The sequence below is a fragment of the Methylobacterium bullatum genome, assembly GCF_014845095.1.
Classification (GTDB): domain Bacteria; phylum Pseudomonadota; class Alphaproteobacteria; order Rhizobiales; family Beijerinckiaceae; genus Methylobacterium; species Methylobacterium bullatum.
In genome coordinates, this window is sequence record NZ_NKUG01000094.1 from 1 (window position 1) to 21,540 (window position 21,540).

The window sequence follows — 21,540 nt, forward strand, 5'->3', positions numbered from 1 at the left end:
CGGCCCTGCCCCTCACCACGTCGCGCCGGGGGTGGAACCTGCTGAACCGCATGCGCGGCACCGGTCGGCGGGTGCCGGCGCCACGCCCCGCCCCGCCCCGCGAACCCGGCCCTCCCGGCATGGGGCGCGTCATGTTCGACGCGTTCAACATCACCCAGGACCGGATCTCGCGGGCGAGGCTGGAGCGGGACCCGCCGGATCTCATGCTCTCCCCACGCCTCGCGGAGATGGGCTTGTTCGAGTTCCACCGCGCCGAAGAGGCGATCCTTCTCGGGCGGGACGCGGCCAAGGCCGCCCTGCCGCGCATTAGGGAACTCGTGGCCCTGGCGGCCGAACGGGTCTGAGACCCCAGCTGGCGCGATCGACGCCGCGTCAGGCCATGGTGATGTAGTCGCGCATGGCCTGATGCTCCGCCTCCACGGCGGCGATCCGGCGCTTGACCACGTCACCGATGGAGACGAGGCCGGCGAGCCGCCCATCCTCGACCACCGGCACGTGGCGGAAGCGCCCGTCGGTCATCAGCTGCATGACCTCCTCGACGGTGCTCGACCGGGTGCAGGTGGTCACCGACGCCGTCATGTGCTGCGAGATCGGCGCATCGAACGCCCCCGCCCCCTGCCGCGACAGGGCCCGGATGATGTCCCGCTCGGACAGGATGCCGAGGACCGCACCCTCGTCATTGCTCACGACGATGGCGCCGATCCGCTTCTCGGCGAGGAGATGGATGGCGTCGTCCAGGGTCCGGTTCGGCTCCACAGTGACGACTGAGCCGCCCTTCTCGGAAAGGATGCGTGCGACGGTCATGACCATGATCTCCCATAGGCTGTTACGCGGGCCGGGTTGATCCCGGCGCATCACGGAATTGTGTGACGTCATCTCTGACGTGACAACCCACGGGACCACCCTTCCGATGCCGAAACTTGCGGAAAAATTACGCTTTTGCGCCTCTTGATCGGTCAAACATCGGAAAGAGGAAAAATCCTGCCAGGAACCCGCCCAGATGGGCGTCCCACGCCACGGTCGAGGATTCCGCGCCCAGCGGCAGCGAGATGATCCCGAACACGAAGTTGGTGGCGAGCCAGATGCCGAGGAATATCACCGCCGTGCGATTGCGCAGGAGTTCGGGGATGGTCTCAAGCGGCGGATGCGCCACGCGCTGCCACGGCTGGCCGGCAAGGAAGGATGGCGGCGGCTGGAACACGAAGCGCGCGGCGGCGGCCATCAGCGCCGAGACAGCCGCCGAGGCACCGATCAGCGGGGCGGTGCTCAACGGGTCGATCGCCACGTGGAGGACGCCTCCCGCCACCGCGCCGACGAGCCCGAGGAGGCCATAGCGCCAGGGGCCGCATCGCCGCGCCACGGGGGAGCCGAAGGCGGCGAGCCAGACCACGTTGAAGATCACATGCGTCCACGAGCCGTGCAGCAACGCATAGGTGGCGAAGGTCCAGAGGCTCGCCGAAGGGTTGGCCACCACGTACTGGGCGAAAGCCGCACGGGCCTGGTTCACGTCCGTGTCGCCCAAGGCCGAGGGGGCGGCCGATAGAATCTCCGCGACCCGATCCGGGTCCACCGAGGCCAGCCAGCGCCCTGGGATCAGGGCCAGGTCCAGGAGAAGCCTGATGTCCCATTCGTCCGGCAGGACGAAGTCCCGTAGGGCATGGAGGCCGAGCAGGAGGGCGATCGATGCCGTCACCGCGCCGGGCATGTTGAAGACGGGGACGCGGTTTTGGCGCGGTAGATCGGGCATGGCATCCATGGCGTCACCATGTCGGCGCGGATGCTGCCGCCGCAAGCCCTCGGTCCATGCAAATTCAGGCGAGCGGCGCGCGATTTGGGCGAAGCGCCGACCCTACCCGAACGCTTCGACCCTGCTGGACATCGCCGCGATGGCTGCCCGGCGGCAGAGTGAGCCTGGCGCGTTAACCCTAATCAAAGCTTAAGCGAGCGTGCCGCCTTGGACGGGCATAAGGTGTGCGCAGGCTTGTTAACCGAACCGTCCGCTGTGTCCAGCGCTGCGCGGATCGGGCCGATTTCGAACAGGTCCCCCCGGGGGCCGTGCCACGACGGGACACCATGAAGCATCCGACCAGCCGTATGCTCTACCATTACTGGGACCGGCTTCGTGGTACGCGGGCCGCGCCCGAGAGGAGCGAGATCGAGCCCGGCGAGATCCGCAACCTCCTGTCCGAGAGCCTCATTCTGGAACTCGACATGGCGCGTTCCGCCGCGACGGTCAGGCTTGCGGGAACCCGCGTCTGCGCGTTGTTCGGGCGTGAATTGCGCGGCAGCGCCTTCGCCGCCATCTGGGGCGAGGGGCAGGCCGATCCCTGGCGTCTCGTGGAGACGGTGGCGGTCGATACGGTGGGGATCGTCGCGGGTCTGCGCGGGATAACGCAGCGGGACGAGCAGATCGACCTCGAACTCCTGCTCCTTCCCCTGCGCCACCGTGGGCAGACCCAGGTCCGCTTGCTCGGAGCGCTCAGCCCCAAGGTGGTTCCGCAATGGCTGGGGCTGCGCCCCGTGGAACGGCTCGAATCCGTGTCCCTGCGCGTCCTCGATCCGACTTACGACGTCATCGACCTCGCCAGGAGCGACGCCGCGGCAAATCTCAGGAACCTGCCGCAACCCGCCAATGACAGCCTGCCGGTGCGTCGCGGCCACCTGATGGTGCATCCCGGCGGGCGGGCCTGATCGGCTTTTGACGGACGGTGCGGATCACGCGTCTATCCCGGCAAAGATTTTCGTAACCAAGAGACCTGTACGATTGCGCTGACGACGATCCAACCCGAGTGCGGATTCCGCGATGATCGAGGCTCTCGCGCAGACTGAAGCGAAGCCGGTTCGCTTGCTGCGGCCGTCGGATCTGCGTCGCCATCAGCGGGTCAAGGTCGCCCTCCTCGGCCGTTACATGCTGGCCGACCGCCGCGAATTTCCCTGCCAGACCGTCGACATGTCACCGGGCGGCGTCCGCCTGACCTGCGCGGTACTGGGAGAACTCGACGAGCGCGTCGTGCTGTATCTCGAGAGTATCGGCCGCATCGAGGGGACCATCGCCCGGTTCCCCAGCGGCGGCATCGCGGTTCGCCTGAACGCGACTCAACGCAAGCGCGACAAGATCGCATCCCAGCTCACCTGGATCTCCAACCGCGAGGCCCTCGGCCTGCCCGAAGGGCGCAACCACGAGCGTCTCACGCCCCAGGAAACCGGGGTGACGGTGAAGCTCGAGGGCGGGCGCGAGGTCGCCGCCCGTATCATCGACGTTTCCCTGTCCGGCGTCGCCCTCTCGACCCAGGCGCAGCCACCGATTGGAACAAGCGTCATGGTGGGGCGGACGCCGGGTCGCGTGGTGCGCTACTTCGAGGGCGGCATCGGCGTGGGTTTCATGCTCCCGATCTCGCCCGACCTGTTCCATGAGGGCCTGACGCTCTGAGAGCGTCCCCCCGCCTCGCCTCGGCTTGAGAGCGCCGCCTCTTCGGGTTCTGCCGACAGTTCGGTCGTCCTGGCGTCGGCGAGATACGGTCCAACAGGTCGGATCCTCCCGGCTCGGGATGGCCGTGCCGGCTTTCCTCGTCGTTCGTTCCGACATCCACGGCGCCCGGGCAAGGTGGGGATGAGATCCTCGCCGATCGCATCCGCCTCGTCATGGTTACGGTTTGCCTGACGCGATCGCGCCAATGCGAGTCCTTGGTTCAGCCGCCGGTTGGCTTTGTCCGCCAGCGGCTAGGCTTCGAGGTCGGATCGATAAAATTGCGCCGATCCGTTTCAGCGCAGCACAGGAAGCGTGGCGGCATCGTGGTCCTCGTTGGACGAGGTGGTCGCGATGGCACGGACGAAAACATTCTTGCTGGGGATGCTCGCGGCGCTGGCGATGTTCGGCGCCGGGGCGTCACAGGCCCAGACCATGGCCGCCCTGCCCTCGCCCTCGCAATCCGCCGATGTTCTCGGTGCCGCCCGCCCCATCGTCGGCTGGGTGTCGTTTTGCCAGCGTTACCCGGCCGAATGCGCCATCGACGCGAATGAGCCGTCCCGTATCGCCCTCACCCCCGCCACCTGGAGCTTGATCGTCTCGGTCAACCGTCGGGTGAATACCGGTCTGCGCGCCGTCACCGATTCAGAGCATTGGGGCGAAGCCGACCGCTGGGACCTCGCCGAGGACGGAATGGGAGATTGCGAGGATTTCCAGCTCGTCAAGCGCAAGCGCCTCGCCGATGCCGGCCTGTCCCGCCGCGCCATGCGGATGACCGTGGTCATCGACGAGAAGGGCGAGGGCCATGCCGTGTTGACGCTCCTGACCGACCGTGGCGACTTCATCCTCGACAACAAGACCAGCGAGATCCTGCCCTGGTATCGGACCGGTTACGTCTTCATCAAACGCGAGAGCCAGGATTCCGTGGCCTGGGTGTCCCTGGGCGGCGTCACGTCTCCGGTGACCACCGCGAACCGCTGAACCGGATTCTCCGGGGTTGCCGGAAAACATCACATTTCTGCCCTGGAACTCCCGAGCCAGTGGGAAGTTAATTCCGGTTTAACTTTTGGATTGAGCCCCAGCTCAGGGCGTGCCAGTTTCTTGCCTTCGGCAACGAATGGCAGGGCGACCGGAATGCGGCACGCGATTCTGCGAGGCGTCGACGGCGGAAGCTTCTCGGGAAGCGGGCTGTTGAGACGGGTCGGCCGTGCGGCCAGGGTCTCCCTGGTGGGCTCCATCCTGCTCCTCGGCGGGGCCGCCACGCAAGCGCGCCCGGTCGCCGCCCTCCCCAATGCGCCGGCCGTGAACGAGAATGGCGGCGCCCGGCCGGTGGCGGCCTGGAACGGGTTCTGCGCCAAATACCCCGCCGAATGCATCGTCGACACGTCGCAGCCAGCGATCATCGCCCTCAACCCGGCGATCTGGCGTACGCTCACCAGCGTCAACCGTCGTGTCAACGCACGTATCCATCCGATCACCGACATGGCCCATTGGGGCGTCGTCGACCGGTGGGACTTTCCCGATGACGGTTTCGGCGATTGCGAGGATTTCCAGCTTCTGAAGCGCAGGATGCTGGTGGAGCGCGGCCTCCCCCGTCGTGCCCTACGGATGACCGTCGTCATCGACGATATCGGCGAAGGCCATGCGGTCCTGATGGTCCGCACCGACAAGGGCGATCTCATCCTCGACAACAAGACCACCGCGATCCTGTCCGCGCCCCGCACCGGCTACACCTACGTCAAGCGTGAGGGCCAGGACAGCATGGCCTGGGTCTCGCTCAACGGCGTCGCCTCGCCGGTGGCCACCGCCAACCGCTGATCGATCGTGGCCTCGATCCGCCCTTCGCTGGTCCTGACCCGGACGGACGAAACGCGAGGCTCCGCGACGTCTCGCATCGAGCCGCTGGCGCGGCTCGTTCCGCTCAACCGGTGATCATGTGGGCGAGATCGAGGGCGATCCGGCCCGAGAGCAGGCTCCAGCCGCAGGCGATGATCGTCGCGATCATGACGAAGGGGATCGGACGGCCCTCGATCCGGCGACCGCGGACGGTGTTGCGCAGGATGATGAAGGGAGCACCGAAGGCCAGGATCGGCAGAGCCGCCACCGCCCCGACACCGCCGCGTTCCAGCAGGCTGAAGCTCGCGCGGCGGTCGGAGACGAGCTCGAAGGCGCTGGCGAGGAGGCCCGACAAGGCGAGACCGACACACAGGGTCCGAATCGATTCGATGGCGGAGGGGCTGATGTCCATGGCGCGCTCGACCGTTGACGACGGATTGAGCGTGCACTCTGCCAGAGCGTTTACGAGTTGTTAAGGATTTCCCGGCGTCAGGATTGGCCGACGCACAAGGAGAACTACGCGGATTCCAGCGTCATGCGGATCGCGGCTCCGGAGAGCCCGCGATCGAGGTGCGAGGCCTCTCGGCCGGGCAGCTTCAGTCTTCGAGATCGATGTCGAGAATCGCCATGGCGAAGTTGAACGAGCGATCGCCGTCCTCGTCGTCGACGGAGACCACACCGAGGAACTCTTCGCCGATATAGACTTCGGCCGAATCGTCCTTCTTGGGGCGGGCCACGAGGCGGATATTCGTGTTGGCGAACGTCCGGCGCATAAAATCCTGGACCTTCGCGATGTCGGTCTTGTTCACGCTTTCGCCTCTTGCTTCGTCGGTGGTCGGTGGAGGCGGGACCGGTTCGAGCGGTCCAGCGCCTCGGGATGGGCACCGCTTGCCATGCCGCTTCGCGCCGGGCAAGCGTGGGCGGACGGGTTCATATGCCTTCGGCCATGTGGATGAACTGGTCGATATTGACGAACTGGTCCATGGCGCGGGCCGGTTCGGCGCAGCCGGCGGTGCCGACCACGCGGGCGGGCACGCCCACCACCGTGGTATGGGCCGGAACCGGGCGCAGGACCACGGAGCCTGCGGCAACGCGGGCATACTCGCCCACTTCGATGTTGCCCAGGATCTTGGCACCGGCACCGATCATGACGCCGCGGCGGATCTTGGGGTGGCGGTCGCTGCCCTGCTTTCCGGTGCCGCCGAGGGTGACGGCATGTAGGATCGAGACGTCGTCCTCGATGACGGCGGTGGAGCCGACGACGACCCCGGTGGCGTGATCGAGGAAGATGCCACGCCCGATGCGGGCGGCCGGATGAATGTCGGTCTGAAAGACCTCGGACGAGCGGCTCTGCAGGTAGAGCGCGAGGTCGCGGCGCCCGCTGGTCCAGTACCAGTGCGCGAGACGATGGGCCTGGATGGCGTGGAAGCCCTTGAAGTACAGGACGGGTTCGATGGCCCGCGCCGCCGCGGGGTCGCGATCCAGCACGGCCCCGATATCGGCGCGGAAGCTGTCACCGATGCGTGGATCGGCGGCGATGGCCTCGTGGAAGCCATGCGCCACGAGTTCCGCCGGCAGCGAGGGATGGCCGAGACGCGCGGCGACGCGGTGGGACACGGCGGCTTCGAGCGTCGCCTGGTTGAGGATGGTCGCCACGATGAACGAGGCGAGTTGAGGCTCCTCGCGAACCACGGCTTCGGCCTCGCCGCGCAGGCGCGACCAGACCGGATCGACGGTCCCGGCGATGGATTCGTGTCCGATCGCGGGATTCGAGAGTGGGCTGGCGGACATGGACTCCTCCGCAATGCGGAATCTGAGGCGAACGGCGCGGCCCGGACGGCTGGATCCCCTCGTCCAGGCGCGGACGGCATTGCCGGGAACCGATACGGGAGAACGCTCTCCCCCGAGGTCAAGGGCGGACGGAGCACTCCGTTCCCTCGGGCTCTCCCCATAGCGTGGGGAAAGGCATCCCCGGTATCAAGGGGTTCTCGCCCGTACCGATGGCCGGTCAGGCACTGCGCCGGTAATCCGCCGATCCGAAACGCGCGTCGATCACGGCGGCGAGCCGGTCGATCATCTCTTCCAAGGCGACGTCGGATGTGTCCACCACCGCCGGGGCACGGGCATAGAGCGGCTCGCGGCTGAGTAGCACGGCGCGCAGCTCCTGCATGGCCGAGGCATGATCCCCCGTGGTGGCGAGTTTTCCCTGGTCGCGCACGCGCTGCATGTGCTCCTCGGGCTTGGCCCGAAGCCAGACCGTGAAGAAGGCCTGGAGGAGGAGGTCGTATGTCAGGGGCTCGGCGACGATGCCTCCGCTCGTGGCGAGAATCATCGGGCCGGGATGTTCGGTCAGCCGCCGCAGGGCGGCCTGTTCGAGGCGGCGATACCCCTCCTGGCCATAGATCGCGAAGATCTCCTTCACGGACAGCGCATTCTCGCGCTCGATCTCGGCGTTGAGCTCGATGAAAGTCCAGCCCAGGCGTTCGGCTACCCGGCGGCCGAGGGTCGATTTCCCCGCTCCGCGCAGGCCGACCAGGGCCACCCGCGGCATCGGGGTCTCGCCGTTGGCCGTGGCGTGGCCGGACAGGATGCCCTTCGCCAGCGTGATCTGTTCCGCCGATGCGGTCGCGAGGAGATCGCGGATCACGTGCCAGTCCGGCGGGGTGTCCTGCACGGTGATCATGTCGTCGAGCCGCACGCCCATCGCATCCGCCACTCGGCGCAGCAGGATGATCGAGACGTTGCCCTGCCCGCTCTCGAGCTGGGCGATGTAGCGCTCCGACAGCCCCGAGGTCTGGGAGAGGAGTTTTCGTGAAAGGCCACGCACCGTCCGCGCGTGCCTGACACGCCGACCGAGTTCGGCCAGGAAAATCGATTCTTGTTCAGCCGCGCCGGCCATGCCGTCGTCCGTCTTCCGTGTTCGCGTCCCGGACCTGACCGTCCCGGAGGCTGATGACCTCACCATATCCCGCCACGCGATCCTCACTCGGCACGAAGTTCGTGCTGGCGAGATCGATTGCAGCGGGCTCCCGAGCGCCGGTCGCGGTCCTTTGTTCCATGGTCGTTCGACCAAGATCAGGCTCGCGACTACGCTTCACTATCGTCGGCGTTGGGCTTGATGTCCAAGACTTGCACTTCACGCTTCACGTTGGAAGCCCGATCTTGCAAGACCGTGGTCTCTGAATGCCGCACTGCACCATGTGATGTGGGCTTGCGTCATACGCAAGCGAAACATGTGTTGGCTTTGCCGCAATCAGCGTGGCCGAGGGAGCTTTTGCGTGGCGTGGTTTCGAAAAACGATATTCGCTTGTCTGGGTCTGAGACACACAGCCGGTTCGGGTGGGGAGGATCGACCGGCCCGGTGAGGCGATGCGTCGGGTGCAGAGGACCCTTGGGAACCCTACTGGCTCGGCGGAAGAGCCGAGGCTTCCATGATCGTACCGGGTGTCGGCGCCTTCTTGGCCACGATCGGCCGGCCGACCGAGGCGAGGACGATGGCCGAGGGACGACGCGGCGGCAGCGGCACTTCCACTTTCTCCGTCACGGAGAATTCGGCGGCGGCCGTAACGGCGGCGGGCTGCGGCATTGCCGGATTGACCGACAGGGCGGCCAAAGCCGTGGCCTGGGGGGTCATGGCCGGCGCATGGGCGGGGCCGATCTCCGCCACGGCGGGCGCGAGGCCGGACAAGGCGGCCGGGCGGCGCGGCGGCAGCGGGACTTCCACCAGCTCGGTCGGCACAGGCGGTGTGGTCAGGCTCGGAGCATAGGCCAGGGCCGTTCCGGCAGCGGTGACGTTCGCATCGGGCTGCGCCTTGCGCTGCGTGCCGAAGCCACGGGTGAACACGTCGCTGAAGGCCGCGCTCGATTGCGGCGAGGCGGCCGTGGTGTCCTCGAGGCCGGCGACCAGGGTGCCCTGGCGCTTGCCGGCGTAGTAATAGCCCCGGTTGTAATACGTATAGGCTTGGTGGGTGTTGCCCTTGGCGGTGCGATAGGCGCCGGCGAGATAGGCAATGCCATAGCGGAGATTGATCTTCGGATCGTAGAGACCCGCCGCATCCCCGCGATATCCCATGCCGCGTGCGGTCGCATGCTTGATCTGCATCAGGCCGAGGGCGCTGCCGCCCTTCGCATTGGGATTGTAGTTGCTTTCCCGCTTGACGACCTGGTGGACGAAGCTCGCCGGGACGCCGTTTGCCTTTGCCTGCTCCTCGATCAGCGCATCGATGTTGTCGCGGGCCGGGGTTCCCTGGCCGAGAACGGGACCCGGCAGGACGGCCGCAACCACGGCGAGGAGCAGAAGGCGCTGATTCATTCGGAAACCCGGTGGCGTCGTTCTTGATCTGACGCTCAGGGTCGAGGCCAATTGAGGCCGGAAGGCGGCTCCACTGCCATGATTGCGGGGAAGCGGAGCCGTTTCTCCGCGTGCTGTGGCGCACATGGCACAGGCGCGGAACGCGAGCCCGCGCATCGGTCCGAAAGATTCGCGAACGATGCCAAGGAGCTGGGCTGTACGGGACGAGGATCGGCGGAGTTTGCCCGTCAACGCGTCAAGAGAAATTCATCCACCGCATTTGCGAACCCGTCGTCGTCATTTCCTGACGTGACCGCCGACGCGGCCCGTTTCACGGCCTCCGTCGCATTGCCCATGGCCACCGAGAACCCGCTGCGCGCGAACATCGCCATGTCGTTGGCGGCGTCGCCCAGGGTCGCGATCCGCGCGCGGGGAATCCCGAGGCGACGGGCGATCTCGTCGACGAACGTCCCCTTGCCCCGCCCGTACGGCGTCACGTCGAGATAATAGGCCTGCGAGCGATGGACGTCGGCGCCGTGTCCCAGCGCCTCGGCGACCCGGTTCTCACATGCGGCCAGATGATCGGTATCGGCACTGACGCCGACGATCTTCGATGCGCCCACGAGGAGGGGGCCGAGATCCTCGACACGGGTGGGCTCGGCTTGGAGGGTCCGGCGTTCGAGATCGGTGTAGGGCCCATGGGGGTCGCGCAGGTTCCACTGCCCCCGCGCGAAAACCCAGATATCGAGACCGAACCCGTCGAGGAGCCGCACGGCCTGCCGGGCCGTCTCTTCCGGGATGAGATGTTCGGCGAGGATGTGCCCATCCGGGGCGAGCAGGGTGCTGCCGTTGAAGGCGCCGATCGGATGACGCAGGCCGAGGTCGGCGATCAGCGAGGTGAGCCCCATCGGCGGCCGGGCGGACGCGATGGTGAAGCCGATACCGGCCGCGTCGAGCCGCCGGACCGCATCCCGGCTGCGCTGTGTCAGGCTCTTGTCGGAGGTGACGAGGGTTCCGTCCACGTCGGAGATCACGAAGGCGATCGTCCGGTCGCCGGAGGGAGGGTCCGCCATCATGCTGTGTCCTGTCTGACGGGATCGTCGGGCTGCAAACCCGATCGGTCCAGGATCGTTGCCACGATGGCCTCCGCGCTGCCGACGATCGGCACCGCCAGCGCCCCCTCCTCCGGACGCGGCGGTTCGAGCGTGGCGAATTGGCTGTCGAGGAGGGCGGCCGGCATGAAGTGGCCGGTCCGGCAGGCGATGCGGGCCGCGATCAGGTCGCGGTCGCCGTCGAGATAGACGATGCGGATGCCCGCCCGCCCCTGGACGAGCGCATCGCGATAGGCCCGCTTCAGGGCCGAGCAGGCGAGAACGCCCGGCTCGCCGGTCTCGAGGCGGGTGCCGATCCAGGCCGCCATCGCCGCCAGCCAGGGGGCGCGGTCGGCATCGTCGAGGGCGTGGCCGTCCCGCATCCTGGCCACGTGTTCCGGGCTGTGGAAAGCGTCGCCATCGACGAAATCCCACCCGAGGCGCTCGGCCAGCAAGCCGGCGACCGTGCTCTTGCCCGAGCCCGAGACGCCCATCACGATGATGATTCGGGGCAGCCCCGTCTCCGGTTCCGCGCTCAAGGCCCGGTCGCCGTGGCGGTGCCGATCCGGGGTCCGGTCACCCGCTCCCCCAGGCGCTGTGGACCGAGCGCCATGGCGAAGAAATCGTACTCGCCGCGACGATCGTTGGCGAAGAGAAACTGGAAATGCATCCGGAACGGCCGCCATCGCACCTTGAGGTAGGTCTCCGGGTCGATGATCTCACGGAACTTGGCCGAGCGCACCAGCGGGTTGCGCGGGGGGCGGCCGCCGAGGTCGAGGGGGAGGCGCTCCACCGGATCGAAATCGGGAAAGTTCATCCAGTCCTGGGGAGCATAATAATCGACCCAGACGATCCGCTCCGAAACGACAAGGCTCGCGATGTCCGATTGCACCCGGCGCGCCTCCTTCTGCAATGCTACGATGGGCAGGCCCGAGCCGAGGGTCAGCAAGGAGAAGGCCGTCGTTCCCGTGCCGATCACCGGATCGGCGGCGAGCACGCGGGCGGCGACTTCCACCGCCGTGAGCGCGCCGGTCGAATGGCCGAGGATGAGCACTTCGTCGAGTTCGGTGCCCTCTGTCCGGAATGCCGCGAGGCGGTCCACCACCAGGGCGGCGAAGGCGTCGACGCGGGTTTCGTAGTCGCGCCGCCAGCCTTGGCCGTGCTGCCAGTTGAAGACCCAGTCGTTGAGCAATTGCCAGAAGAACGCGCGTTCCAGCAGCACATCGAGGGACTTGATCCAGACGAGGCCGGCCACGAGGCCCAGCGGCACCGTCACCCAGGCCGGCCATTGCATGCTGTGCCCGAACCCGTCGCCCAGATGAGCATGGATCTGATGCGCGATCAGGCCGCTCACGAGGGTGAGGAGGAGGATGAGGCCGAGCGGGTAGAGGATGACGTTGCCGTATTTCCAGTTCAGCCGGTAGAACTTGACCGCCATGCCCGAGACGATGGCCTGGAGGCTGCCGGCGAACAGCAAGAGGACGCTGACGATGCGCCAGCGGGCGAAGTCCTTGAGCACGATGTCGTCCCAGAGCAGGACGTCGTAGCTCGTCTCCGCTCCGCCGACCTCCGGTTCGGCGGCCACGGTCCAGCGCTGGGAAAGCCCGTCCGCTCCCATGACCGCGCGTCCGGGGCGGCGCTTGGGCTCACCGAACCTCTTGGCATGGAGCGTCAGCTCCCGCACGAACAGCATGCGGTAGCGGGTGCGCCCTTCCGGATCGTAGCCCGGCACATAGAAGACGTGCCGGCGCCGCACCGGGCCTCGTGCGCCGTCATCGTGGGTCCGTGCGGCGCGCGCTCCGGGAGGGCGGTCGGGGATCGTGTCAGACAAAGGCATCCTGCTCGGCTGTCCTCGCAGGTGCCCCCTGCTCGTAAGTCGGGAAATTCGCATGCCGATCCGCCCAGCGTCGAGCGATTTCGGCAGCAAGACGAGGCGGATGCGGCCAATTAGCCCCGTACGTCGTCCGTTGCGGAGCCACGACGGCAAGTCCAGAAGGCCGGCATGTGGGTATCGGGGACGATCCGTTGCACGCGTCCCGACGGGACGGCACTGTGTCCAACCCGCCACGGACAGTGACAAGGCTTTGGTTTAGGCAGCGGATGAGAGAAACCGACAGGCGAAACTGCATGCGCACTCTGCCTATCGTCCTTATCACCACGCTTTCGGTGTCGGGATGCGGCGCCTTCCTGCCCGCCGCCGGTCCGTCGACCTCGGCCGTCGTCGACGGCGCGGATCAGGCGACGAGCGAGGGGACCTTCGCCCGCTACGAACTCATCGACATGAACTCCGCCGTGGTCGAGGCCCTGCGCGGGCGCTCCCTCGATAGCCTGTTCGCATCCTTCGGCGATCGTCGCGCTCCGGCCGAATCCGTGATCGGCGTCGGCGACGCCGTCTCCGTTTCGGTGTTCGAAGCCGGTTCGGGCGGCCTGTTCTCCGGCCCGCTCACGGTCAATTCGTTCTCCGCCGGCTCGAAGGCGGCACAGCTGCCCGAGCAGATCGTCTCGCGCGACGGCGCAATCTCGGTGCCCTATGCCGGCCGGATCCAGGTGGCCGGACGGCGGACGCAGGACGTCCAGTCACTGATCGAGACCGAGCTCGCCGGCAAGGCCATCCAGCCTCAGGTGATCGTCACCGTGACCCGGCCGGTCTCGCAATCGGTGACGGTCGGTGGTGAATCCATCGGCGGCGCCCGCGTCCCGCTCGGCACCCAGGGCGATCGCATCCTCGACGTCATCGCCACCGCGGGCGGGGTCAAGACGCCCGTCAACGAGACCTTCGTGCGCCTGTCGCGGGGCGGCACGACGGCGACGGTGCCACTGACCACCGTGGTGTCGAACCCCAAGGAAAACATCTACCTGCGCCCCAACGACAACCTCACCCTGGTGCGCGATCCCCAGACCTTCCTGGCGGTGGGCGCGCTGGGGCAGGCGACCGAAATCCCGTTCCAGGCCGAGGGCATCACCCTGGCGCAGGCGCTGGCCAAGGCGCGCGGTCAGCGCGACGCCGATGCCGATCCGACCGGGACCTTCATCTTCCGCTTCGAGCCGGCGGCGGTGGTCCGTCGCCTGAAGCCGGGAAGTCCCCTCCTCGGAACGCCGCTGGTCCCCGTGGTCTACCGGGTCGACATGCGCGATCCGAACAGCCTGTTCCTCACCCAGGCCTTCCGCATGCGCAACCGTGACATGATCTACGTCTCGAATGCGCCGTTCACCGAGATCAAGAAGGTCCTGTCCGTCTTCGCCGCCGCGTCTCAGCCGATCACGACCGGCGTCCGCGTGGGCAGCGCGTTTGACTGAAGCCGTCCCGATCCTCACGGATCGGGATAGGCCCTTCGATGGAGCCGCCGGGTCGGGCCGAAGGGCCGGGGGACTTGCGTTCTCGCTGGCCTTGCCGCACGGCATCCGCGATGCCACGAGGGCCTGGGGTCACTCGCGGGGCTCGCTTGTCTTTCAGTGGGCCGGACGGGCGTTGGGGCGGGGCGACATGAGGATGAGACGGGTGGCCCGCTTCTTCGGGCCGGCGAGCGGGGGCGTTCGGAGGTCCCTGCCGGGGCGGACGGGCGGCGCGCCGAGCAAGCTCGCTTCCGGGTTCCTGATCGTCTTCTCCGTCGTTTCCTCCGCCCGAGCCGATGTCACGGTCGGCGTGGCGGTGCCGCAATCGGGCGCGTATGTCGCCGTCGGCGAGCAGGTCCTTCGCGGGGTCCGCGCCGCCGTGCGGGACGCCAACGCCAAGGGCGGCCTCGCCGGCCAGACCATCCAGCTCGATGTCCAGGACGATGCCTGCGATTCCAACAAGGCCGTGGGAGTCGCCAAGCACTATGCCGCGAGCGATGTGCGCCTCGTCGTGGGCCATGTCTGTTCCAACGCCTCGCTGGCGGCCTCGGAAGTCTATGCCGCCAACGGCATGACCATGGTCACCGCGGCGTCCGTCGCCGCCAAGCTCACCGATCGCGGCCTGCAGAACGTGTTCCGGGTCTGCGGGCGCGACGACGATCAGGCCAAGCTCTCGGCCACGGTGCTGGCCGAGCGCTTCCGCGACAAGAAGATCGCCATCCTCAACGACCAGAGCCCCGGCTCCCGGGCGCTCGCCGCCGCCACCAAGGACAATCTCAACCGGATCGGCATCAACGAAGCCCTGGCGACCGCCTTCGTCGCCAGCGACGCGGATGATGCGGCCCTCGCCGACCGGCTGAAGGAGGCGGGGATCGCGGTGGCCTATTATGGCGGGGACGCCCAGGAGATGGGCCGCCTCGTGCGGATCTCGGCCGAGCGGGGCTTCCGGCCGCAATGGTTCGGCACCTCCGCCATCGCCACGCAGGATTTCGCCACCGCGGCGGGACCGGCCAGCAACGGCGTGCTGATGACCTTCTACCTCGATCCGCGCCGCAAGCCGGAGGCGGCCGCCGTGGTCCAGGCGCTCAAGGCGCAGGGCGGCGACGTGGAGGGCTCGACGATCTATGGCTACGCCGCTCTCCAGGCCCTGGTGGAGGCGGGGAACTTCGCCCGCAGCACGGATGCGCGCCGCATCGCCTCCGCCCTGCACACGGAGCGGTTCGACCTCGTCCTCGGTTCGGTCGGCTTCGACGGCAAGGGCGACGTCACCGCACAGGGCTACGTGCTCTATGTCTGGAAGGACGGGACCTTCACCTACGCGCCTCCTCCCTGACGGAAACCGGCCAGCGAAGCGGAAACGACGGCGCCCGAAGGAATATCGGATCGATTTGCCTCCTGCCCCGTTCGTGAACGGATCGGGATACGGGGGAAGCGAGTTTTTGAAGCGAGTTGTCATGGCCTCACACCCAGCGCGCCGCAGCCTGCTCGCCGCCGGATTGGGCGGTGCCGCCGCCCTGTCGATGGGGGCGGCCAGAGCCGAGACGATGCCCGAGACGCGCTGGCGGCTGGCCTCCCACTACCCGAAATCCCTCGATGTCCTGTTCGGTGCGCCGGAGACGCTCGCGCGTCTCGTGGCCGAGGCGACGGATGGTCGTTTCCAGATCCAGGTGCTTCCGCCGGGCGAGCCGGTGCCGGCCGAGGGCGTGATCGACGCGGTGTCGGCCGCGACGGTGGAGATGGGGCATGCGCCGGCCACCCTCGGCAGCGGCAAGGACCCGACCTTCGCTCTCGCCTCCGCCCTTCCCTTCGGCCTCAATGCCCGCGGCCAGAATGCATGGTGGCTCCAGGGCGGCGCGGCCGACCTGTTCGCGGAGGTCTTCGCCAAGCACGGTCTCGTGAGCCTTCCCGGCGGCAATACCGGTGCCCAGATGGGCGGCTGGTTCCGCCGCGAGGTGAAGAGCGCCGCCGACCTCCAGGGCATGAAGATCCGCATCGCGGGTCTCGGTGGTCAGGTTCTGGCGAAGTTCGGCGCGGTGCCCCAGACGACGCCCGGGCCGGAGATCTATGCCGGCCTCGAATCGAAGGCCCTCGATGCGGCAGAATGGATCGGCCCCTACGACGACGAGAAGCTTGGCTTGCAGAAGGTGGCGCCGACCTACCATTACCCCGGCTTCTGGGAGGGTAGCGCGATGCTGCATTTCTGGATCGGCGCCGAGGCGTGGAAGGCCCTGCCGAAGGCCTATCGCGCGATCCTACAGGCCGCAGCCGCGCAGGCCCATGCCGAGGTCCTGGCGAAATACGATGCGCGCAACCCCCGCGCCCTGCGCCGTCTGGTGGCCGCCGGTGCACAGCTGCGGCCCTTCCCCCAGGACGTCATGGAGACGGCCCTGAAGCATTCCAACGATGTCCATGCCGAGATCTCGGCCAAGAACGCCGATTTCAAGCGCATCTACGAGGCGATGAAGACGTTCCGGAACGAGGAGTACCTCTGGTTCCAGGTGGCGGAGTACACCTACGACAATTTCATGATCCGAGCGCGCGCTCGGGGATGAGCACTGCGTGGCCGACGGGTGATGAAGGGCTGCGGACAGAAAAAAGGCCGCTCCGAAGAGCGGCCCGAAGTCTAGGGAGGAAACGCCCAAGAAGGGCAGCAGGACCGCGACGCCATCGCGTTCCCGCAATGCACAATCTGATCGTCCCGCACGGAATTGCAAGGTCGTTCGTGCAACGGCGCCATGCGTTTTCGTGTGACGCCGCACTTCCTAATTCTTATGTGTCGAAAATGTCGCGGGGCAAGGTCAGATCAGTCTTTCCTCACCCCGCCGCCTCCGGAGGCAATGACCGCGATGGGAGACGCCCCATCTGCATTGCCCGCGCGATCGCGAATTCTAGTGCAGCCGTCTCCCTGACGGCCAGCTTGCGAGATTGATAATTCCTGATTCCCGCCTGGCGGGGGCATAAACTTCCACGGTGGCGGGGCGGTCTCACACGATGGCGATACAGGCGAAGCGGGTTCGAGAACTGAACGACTTCGAACCGGATGAAGACGGATCCTACGTCCTCTATCTGCTGCAGCAGGCGAACCGGGCCCATTTCAACCCGGCGCTCGAACTGGCCATCGAGGAGGCCAACCGGCTCGGCCTTCCCGTCGTCGTCTGCTTCGGACTTCTCGACGGGGCCAACGGGTTTCCCGAAGCCAATGCGCGCCACTACGCCTTCCTGCTGCAGGGACTCGCCGACGCGAAGGCAGGGCTGGAGGCTCGCGGCATCCATTTCGTGATGCGCAAGGCCTCGCCGGCCGAGATCGCCATCGACCTCTCGGCCAAGGCGGCCCTCCTCGTCCTCGACCGGGGCTACCTCGCCATCCAGAAGCGCTGGTACGGGGAGATCGTGGAGGCGGTGAAGACCCGCGTCGTCCAGGTGGAGGGAGACGTGGTGGTTCCGGTGGAGGCCGCCTCCCCGAAGCACGAATACGCGGCCCGTACCCTTCGTCCCAAGATCCTGAAGCTCCTCGACGAGTATGTGGAGGAGCTCAAACCCCGTGCCGTGAAGCACAAGGCCGGGCGCGGCCTGCCGAAGAGCGAGATCGACGTCTCGGACTCCGAGGACGTGCTGGCGGGGATGAGCCTCGACCGCGAGGTCGCCCCGGTGACGCGCTTCACCGGTGGCGAGACGGAAGCGCGCCGGCGCCTCAAGGCCTATCTCGCCGGGCCGTTCCGCTCTTATGGCAGCGACCGCAACCGGCCCGAAGCGGGGGCCGCCTCGCATATGAGCCCCTACCTGCATTTCGGGCAGATCTCGCCGGTGGAGATCGCCCTGGCGGTACGGGCCTCGAAGGCGGGGGCGTCGGAGGACAAGGCCTCCTATCTCGAGGAACTGGTGGTGCGGCGGGAGCTCGCCATGAACCATGTCAACTACACGGAGCGCTACGACAGTTTCGAGCACGCGGTGCCGGATTGGGCGCGCAAGGCCCTGGCCGAACACGCCGATGACGAGCGGCCCACGCTCTACACCGAGGCCGAGCTCGCCGAGGGCAAGACCCACGACGAATACTGGAACGCCGCCCAGGCCGAGATGCGGGTGACCGGCTACATGCACAACCACCTGCGCATGTACTGGGGCAAGAAGATCCTCGAATGGTCCCCGAGTGCGGAGGAAGGGTTCCAGCGCACCCTGCGCCTCAACAACCGCTACTTCCTCGACGGGCGCGACGCCAATTCCTTCACCAATGTCGCCTGGGTCTACGGCCTGCACGACCGTCCCTGGGCGCGCCGTCCGATCTTCGGGACGGTGCGCTACCAGAGCGAGAACTCGCTCCGGAAGTTCGACGCCAAAGCCTATCTCAAGACCGTCCGCGAACTCTGCCAAGCCGAGGAGAAGGCGGGAAAGACATCGGGCAAGAAGAGCTGAGGGCGGTATGCGCCTTGCGTCGCGGGCCTTGCTTGGCGAGTGTCCTCAAGTTTTGAGTTCGTACCGGCACAAGCGCCCTACACGCTCATAGTCCTTCCCGCCCTTCCGGAGCGCCGTCGATGAGCCCGGAATCCAGAACCGCCGGTGGAGCAGAATGACGATCGACCTCTGGTTCTGGAATCCGGGCTCTGCCGCGCAGCCCCGGAAAGACGGGGTCGGTTCACGGACGTGTCGCCCATCCGACGATCGATCGCCCGCTGAGGCCGGCGATCATGCTTGACCCCGATCCCGCCTCCCCTCCGCCGCGCAGGCGACTGGACCGCTGGCGCGGCGCGGCCTCCGATGCGGCGCCCCTGTGGCGGCAGCGCCTGCTGTTCCTGTTCGGGGGCCTCTGCGTCGGGCTCGCCGCCGTGGCGATGGCCAAGCTCGCGGATTGGGCGCACGAGGCGTTCCGCTGGATCGTCTCGCCCTCCCCCCTCGTCGCCCTGGTTCTGACGCCGCTCGGCTTCGCCATCGCGATCCTGCTCGCCATCCGGGTATTTCCGAATTCGCAAGGCTCGGGGATCCCCCAGGTGATCGCCGCGCGCCATACGGAGGATCCGGCGATCCGCAACGCCCTGGTCTCCCTGAAGACCGCGTTCGGCAAGATCCTGGTCATGACCCTCGGCCTCGTCTGCGGCGCCTCGACGGGGCGCGAGGGGCCGACGGTCCAGGTGGGGGCCGCGATCATGGCGGCTGTCGGCCGGCTCGACGCGGAGCGCCTGCCGGGTGTCATCCTCGCCGGTGGCGCGGCGGGAGTCGCCGCCGCCTTCAACACGCCCATCGCCGGCATCGTCTTCGGCATCGAGGAACTGAGCCGGACCTACGAGGCGCGCACCAGCGGCCTCATCGTCGCCACCGTCATCGCGGCCGGACTGACCGCGCTGGCGATCCAGGGCGACTACACCTATTTCGGCACCACCAAGGCCGCCCTGCCCTTCGGGCCGGGATGGCTCGCCGTTGCGATCCTCGGCGTGGTCGGGGGTATCGCGGGCGGCCTGTTCGGCCGCGTCACCCTCCTCTTCGCCAGGGGACTGCCCGGCCGGATCGGCGCCGCCATCCGCCGCCACCCCATCGTCTTCGGTGCCCTCTGCGGGCTCGGCGTCGCCCTCTGCGGCCTCGCCTCCGGCGGCACGGTCTACGGCACCGGCTACGAGGAGGCCCGCGCCATGCTCCACGGCACCGATACCGGGCATCCGGCCTATGCTCCGCTGAAATTCCTCGCGACGGTGTTCTCCTCCATCAGCGGCATACCCGGCGGCCTGTTCGCCCCCTCCCTCAGCGTCGGGGCGGGGATGGGCGTCTGGCTGCATGGCCTGTTCGCGGACGTGCCCATCGGCGCCCTCGTGCTCATCGGCATGACCGCCTACCTCACCGGTACCCTGCAGGCGCCGATCACCGCCTTCGTCATCGTCACCGAGATGACCCAGGACCATGCGATGATGATCCCACTCATGGTCACCGCCCTCATCGCCGATGCGGTCTCCAAGCTGATCTGCCGCGAAGGGCTCTATCACGCGCTGGCCGCCACCATCCTGGAGAAGGCCGAATCCAGTGCCGCGCCCGTCATCGCGACGCCGCACAAGCTTGAGCGGAACGCTTGACCCGACAGGAGGGTTATCGGTCGTTCCGCACGCTGGAGTTTTGCGCGTATGACCCTTCTCAAATGGGCCCTCATCTGTTTCGTCATCTCGCTCCTGGCGGGCGGCCTCGGCTTCACCGGCATCGCCTCGGGCGCGCGCTCCCTGTCGCGCATCCTGTTCGGTGTGTTCCTGGTGATCGCCATCGTGATCGTGGTGCTCGCCCTGGCTGTCGGTCAGGCGGTCTTCTAAACGGTCATCCGATCGGTAGCCGGGCCTGCGGGAGTTCGTGACGTCCATGGCGAACGCCGCATCCATCCCCGGCAAGATCTGTCTCGTGACCGGCGCCACCTCGGGCATCGGCTACGAGACGGCCCTGGGCCTGGCACGGGCGGGGGCCCGTGTGGGGATCGTCGGCCGGGATGCCGGCCGCACCGACGCGGCGGCGTCCCGCATCCGCGACGCGGTGCCGGCGGCCGTCATCGACGTGTTCCTCGCCGACCTGTCCTCACAGGGGGAAATCCGGCGTCTCGCCGCAGAGGTGCGGGCGCTCTACCCGCGCCTCGACGTGCTGTTGAACAATGCCGGCGCCATCTTCGATGCCCGGCACGTGACAGTAGATGGTCTGGAGCGGACCTGGGCGCTCGACCATCTCGCCTACATGCAACTGACCCTGGACCTCCTCGACCTGGTGAAGGCGAGCGCGCCGGCCCGCATCGTCAACGTCGCGTCGATGGCGCATAAGCGCGGCCGGATCGATCTCGATGACATCGACGGGGCGCGCCGCTATGGCGCGCTGAAGGCCTATTCCCAGGCCAAGCTCGGCAACGTGCTGTTCACCGCCGCCCTCGCCCGTCGCCTCGCCGGCACGGACGTCACCGCGAACTCCCTCCATCCCGGTGTGATCGCCAGCGGGTTCGCCGGCGGCACCGGGGGATGGTTCGGCGTCAGTTGGTCGCTGATCCGGCCCTTCCTCAGCAACCCTGCCGATGGCGCGGCGACCTCCTTGCATCTGGCGACCTCACCGGAGGTGAACGGCGTCAGCGGCCTGTATTTTTCGAAGCGCCGCCCCGTGCCGACCTCACGCCACGGTCGCGATCAGGCGCTTCAGGAACGGGTTTGGGCGCTGAGCCTGCGGCAGCTCGGACGGGCAGAATAGGGCGACGGCCGCCCGCCGGTGGGATCGCCTGATGTCGGCACCTTCTCAATCCGTTTCCATATCAAAAAATGCACTGTCTATGTTATTCGTCGCGTCGATTGAGAGGCGAGGATGGCATGAACGTATCTGTTGGCGACCGGTGGGAAGGGTTCATCTCCCGCATCGTGCAGGATGGCCGCTATGGCTCGGCGAGCGAGGTGGTTCGCGAAGGCCTTCGCCTCGTCGAAGAGCGCGAGGCGAAACTCCAGGCCCTGCGTCGGACCTTGAGCGAGGCCGTTGAGGCAGGCGGCGACGCGAGCGAGGATGAGATCGATGCCGCGCTCGCGGCAAAGAGC

At 67.5% G+C, this 21,540-nt stretch carries 22 protein-coding genes and 1 pseudogene; 13 read left to right on the forward strand and 10 right to left on the reverse strand.

Annotated features, from left to right (window positions below; genetic code table 11):
- A pseudogene (locus MBTS_RS14385) lies at positions 1-344 on the forward strand (NTE family protein rssA); the annotation flags it as partial.
- Positions 345-372: 28 nt separating this feature from the next.
- Here MBTS_RS14385 and MBTS_RS14390 read toward each other — a convergent pair.
- Positions 373-804: a CBS domain-containing protein gene (locus tag MBTS_RS14390; RefSeq protein ID WP_026175981.1), complete on the reverse strand. Its 432-nt coding sequence runs from the start codon at positions 802-804 to the stop codon at positions 373-375.
- A 127-nt stretch (positions 805-931) separates the two neighbouring features.
- Entirely contained in the window at positions 932-1,756 is an 825-nt protein-coding gene (locus MBTS_RS14395; protein ID WP_147832136.1) for a rhomboid family intramembrane serine protease, read from the reverse strand.
- A 317-nt stretch (positions 1,757-2,073) separates the two neighbouring features.
- Between MBTS_RS14395 and MBTS_RS14400 the strand changes: the two genes are divergently transcribed.
- From MBTS_RS14400 to MBTS_RS14415, 4 genes are all read left to right on the forward strand, one after another.
- Positions 2,074-2,691, forward strand: coding sequence for a PAS domain-containing protein (locus MBTS_RS14400; RefSeq protein WP_147832135.1), 618 nt, complete (start codon positions 2,074-2,076; stop codon positions 2,689-2,691).
- Positions 2,692-2,803: 112 nt separating this feature from the next.
- Positions 2,804-3,430: a PilZ domain-containing protein gene (locus MBTS_RS14405; RefSeq protein ID WP_018044040.1), complete on the forward strand. Its 627-nt coding sequence runs from the start codon at positions 2,804-2,806 to the stop codon at positions 3,428-3,430.
- A 420-nt stretch (positions 3,431-3,850) separates the two neighbouring features.
- Entirely contained in the window at positions 3,851-4,447 is a 597-nt protein-coding gene (locus MBTS_RS14410) for a transglutaminase-like cysteine peptidase (RefSeq protein WP_147832148.1), read from the forward strand.
- A gap of 153 nt (positions 4,448-4,600) precedes the next feature.
- Positions 4,601-5,284, forward strand: a complete 684-nt coding sequence (locus MBTS_RS14415) for a transglutaminase-like cysteine peptidase (RefSeq protein WP_056142388.1) — start codon at positions 4,601-4,603, stop codon at positions 5,282-5,284.
- A gap of 103 nt (positions 5,285-5,387) precedes the next feature.
- Here MBTS_RS14415 and MBTS_RS14420 read toward each other — a convergent pair whose 3' ends face one another.
- The 8 genes from MBTS_RS14420 to MBTS_RS14455 form a co-directional block, all read right to left on the reverse strand.
- On the reverse strand, positions 5,388-5,714 hold the full coding sequence (locus MBTS_RS14420) for a DUF6949 family protein (protein ID WP_018044044.1): 327 nt from the start codon (positions 5,712-5,714) through the stop codon (positions 5,388-5,390).
- A 184-nt stretch (positions 5,715-5,898) separates the two neighbouring features.
- The gene (locus MBTS_RS14425; protein WP_018044045.1) at positions 5,899-6,111 is read right to left on the reverse strand and encodes a DUF3126 family protein; all 213 of its coding nucleotides are present in this window, start codon (positions 6,109-6,111) and stop codon (positions 5,899-5,901) included.
- Positions 6,112-6,232: 121 nt separating this feature from the next.
- The gene (gene cysE / locus MBTS_RS14430; protein WP_018044046.1) at positions 6,233-7,093 is read right to left on the reverse strand and encodes a serine O-acetyltransferase; all 861 of its coding nucleotides are present in this window, start codon (positions 7,091-7,093) and stop codon (positions 6,233-6,235) included.
- Between the two features lie 217 nt (positions 7,094-7,310).
- Complete coding sequence (locus tag MBTS_RS14435) at positions 7,311-8,267, reverse strand: helix-turn-helix transcriptional regulator (protein ID WP_081612664.1); 957 nt, start codon at positions 8,265-8,267, stop codon at positions 7,311-7,313.
- A gap of 435 nt (positions 8,268-8,702) precedes the next feature.
- Positions 8,703-9,614, reverse strand: a complete 912-nt coding sequence (locus tag MBTS_RS14440; RefSeq protein ID WP_192215911.1) for a transglycosylase SLT domain-containing protein — start codon at positions 9,612-9,614, stop codon at positions 8,703-8,705.
- A gap of 227 nt (positions 9,615-9,841) precedes the next feature.
- A complete protein-coding gene (locus MBTS_RS14445) occupies positions 9,842-10,666 on the reverse strand; it encodes a Cof-type HAD-IIB family hydrolase (protein WP_147832146.1) in 825 nt (274 codons plus the stop codon).
- Positions 10,666-11,178: a gluconokinase gene (locus tag MBTS_RS14450; protein ID WP_147832144.1), complete on the reverse strand. Its 513-nt coding sequence runs from the start codon at positions 11,176-11,178 to the stop codon at positions 10,666-10,668. The genes MBTS_RS14445 and MBTS_RS14450 overlap by 1 nt, the downstream gene beginning before the upstream one ends.
- Before the next feature lie 41 nt (positions 11,179-11,219).
- Positions 11,220-12,521, reverse strand: a complete 1,302-nt coding sequence (locus MBTS_RS14455) for an alpha/beta hydrolase (RefSeq protein WP_244973566.1) — start codon at positions 12,519-12,521, stop codon at positions 11,220-11,222.
- Positions 12,522-12,811: 290 nt separating this feature from the next.
- On the opposite strand from MBTS_RS14455, the gene MBTS_RS14460 reads away from it, so the two are divergent.
- From MBTS_RS14460 to MBTS_RS14495, 8 genes are all read left to right on the forward strand, one after another.
- Positions 12,812-13,981, forward strand: a complete 1,170-nt coding sequence (locus MBTS_RS14460) for a polysaccharide biosynthesis/export family protein (RefSeq protein ID WP_056142397.1) — start codon at positions 12,812-12,814, stop codon at positions 13,979-13,981.
- Between the two features lie 202 nt (positions 13,982-14,183).
- A complete protein-coding gene (locus MBTS_RS14465) occupies positions 14,184-15,350 on the forward strand; it encodes a branched-chain amino acid ABC transporter substrate-binding protein (protein ID WP_238253713.1) in 1,167 nt (388 codons plus the stop codon).
- Between the two features lie 121 nt (positions 15,351-15,471).
- Positions 15,472-16,569: a TRAP transporter substrate-binding protein gene (locus MBTS_RS14470; RefSeq protein WP_147832131.1), complete on the forward strand. Its 1,098-nt coding sequence runs from the start codon at positions 15,472-15,474 to the stop codon at positions 16,567-16,569.
- Positions 16,570-17,008: 439 nt separating this feature from the next.
- Positions 17,009-18,427: a deoxyribodipyrimidine photo-lyase gene (locus MBTS_RS14475; protein ID WP_147832129.1), complete on the forward strand. Its 1,419-nt coding sequence runs from the start codon at positions 17,009-17,011 to the stop codon at positions 18,425-18,427.
- 272 nt (positions 18,428-18,699) lie between these two features.
- The gene (locus tag MBTS_RS14480; RefSeq protein ID WP_147832127.1) at positions 18,700-20,070 is read left to right on the forward strand and encodes a chloride channel protein; all 1,371 of its coding nucleotides are present in this window, start codon (positions 18,700-18,702) and stop codon (positions 20,068-20,070) included.
- Positions 20,071-20,118: 48 nt separating this feature from the next.
- Positions 20,119-20,298 (forward strand): DUF1328 domain-containing protein, encoded by a 180-nt coding sequence (locus tag MBTS_RS14485; RefSeq protein WP_018044058.1) that lies wholly within the window; start codon positions 20,119-20,121, stop codon positions 20,296-20,298.
- 46 nt (positions 20,299-20,344) lie between these two features.
- Positions 20,345-21,205: an SDR family oxidoreductase gene (locus MBTS_RS14490; protein WP_192215912.1), complete on the forward strand. Its 861-nt coding sequence runs from the start codon at positions 20,345-20,347 to the stop codon at positions 21,203-21,205.
- Between the two features lie 116 nt (positions 21,206-21,321).
- The coding region (locus tag MBTS_RS14495; RefSeq protein ID WP_192215913.1) for a type II toxin-antitoxin system ParD family antitoxin at positions 21,322-21,540 on the forward strand (219 nt) is incomplete at its 3' end.

What these genes read in the sequence shown, in the direction of transcription:
- MBTS_RS14390 (WP_026175981.1), bottom strand. Translation starts at nt 804, where the DNA reads ATGACCGTCGCACGCATCCTTTCCGAGAAGGGCGGCTCAGTCGTCACT.
- MBTS_RS14395 (WP_147832136.1), bottom strand. Translation starts at nt 1,756, where the DNA reads ATGGATGCCATGCCCGATCTACCGCGCCAAAACCGCGTCCCCGTCTTC.
- MBTS_RS14400 (WP_147832135.1), top strand. Translation starts at nt 2,074, where the DNA reads ATGAAGCATCCGACCAGCCGTATGCTCTACCATTACTGGGACCGGCTT.
- MBTS_RS14405 (WP_018044040.1), top strand. Translation starts at nt 2,804, where the DNA reads ATGATCGAGGCTCTCGCGCAGACTGAAGCGAAGCCGGTTCGCTTGCTG.
- MBTS_RS14410 (WP_147832148.1), top strand. Translation starts at nt 3,851, where the DNA reads ATGCTCGCGGCGCTGGCGATGTTCGGCGCCGGGGCGTCACAGGCCCAG.
- MBTS_RS14415 (WP_056142388.1), top strand. Translation starts at nt 4,601, where the DNA reads ATGCGGCACGCGATTCTGCGAGGCGTCGACGGCGGAAGCTTCTCGGGA.
- MBTS_RS14420 (WP_018044044.1), bottom strand. Translation starts at nt 5,714, where the DNA reads ATGGACATCAGCCCCTCCGCCATCGAATCGATTCGGACCCTGTGTGTC.
- cysE (WP_018044046.1), bottom strand. Translation starts at nt 7,093, where the DNA reads ATGTCCGCCAGCCCACTCTCGAATCCCGCGATCGGACACGAATCCATC.
- MBTS_RS14435 (WP_081612664.1), bottom strand. Translation starts at nt 8,267, where the DNA reads ATGGTGAGGTCATCAGCCTCCGGGACGGTCAGGTCCGGGACGCGAACA.
- MBTS_RS14440 (WP_192215911.1), bottom strand. Translation starts at nt 9,614, where the DNA reads ATGAATCAGCGCCTTCTGCTCCTCGCCGTGGTTGCGGCCGTCCTGCCG.
- MBTS_RS14445 (WP_147832146.1), bottom strand. Translation starts at nt 10,666, where the DNA reads ATGGCGGACCCTCCCTCCGGCGACCGGACGATCGCCTTCGTGATCTCC.
- MBTS_RS14450 (WP_147832144.1), bottom strand. Translation starts at nt 11,178, where the DNA reads ATGGGCGTCTCGGGCTCGGGCAAGAGCACGGTCGCCGGCTTGCTGGCC.
- MBTS_RS14455 (WP_244973566.1), bottom strand. Translation starts at nt 12,521, where the DNA reads ATGCCTTTGTCTGACACGATCCCCGACCGCCCTCCCGGAGCGCGCGCC.
- MBTS_RS14460 (WP_056142397.1), top strand. Translation starts at nt 12,812, where the DNA reads ATGCGCACTCTGCCTATCGTCCTTATCACCACGCTTTCGGTGTCGGGA.
- MBTS_RS14470 (WP_147832131.1), top strand. Translation starts at nt 15,472, where the DNA reads ATGGCCTCACACCCAGCGCGCCGCAGCCTGCTCGCCGCCGGATTGGGC.
- MBTS_RS14475 (WP_147832129.1), top strand. Translation starts at nt 17,009, where the DNA reads ATGGCGATACAGGCGAAGCGGGTTCGAGAACTGAACGACTTCGAACCG.
- MBTS_RS14480 (WP_147832127.1), top strand. Translation starts at nt 18,700, where the DNA reads ATGCTTGACCCCGATCCCGCCTCCCCTCCGCCGCGCAGGCGACTGGAC.
- MBTS_RS14485 (WP_018044058.1), top strand. Translation starts at nt 20,119, where the DNA reads ATGACCCTTCTCAAATGGGCCCTCATCTGTTTCGTCATCTCGCTCCTG.
- MBTS_RS14490 (WP_192215912.1), top strand. Translation starts at nt 20,345, where the DNA reads ATGGCGAACGCCGCATCCATCCCCGGCAAGATCTGTCTCGTGACCGGC.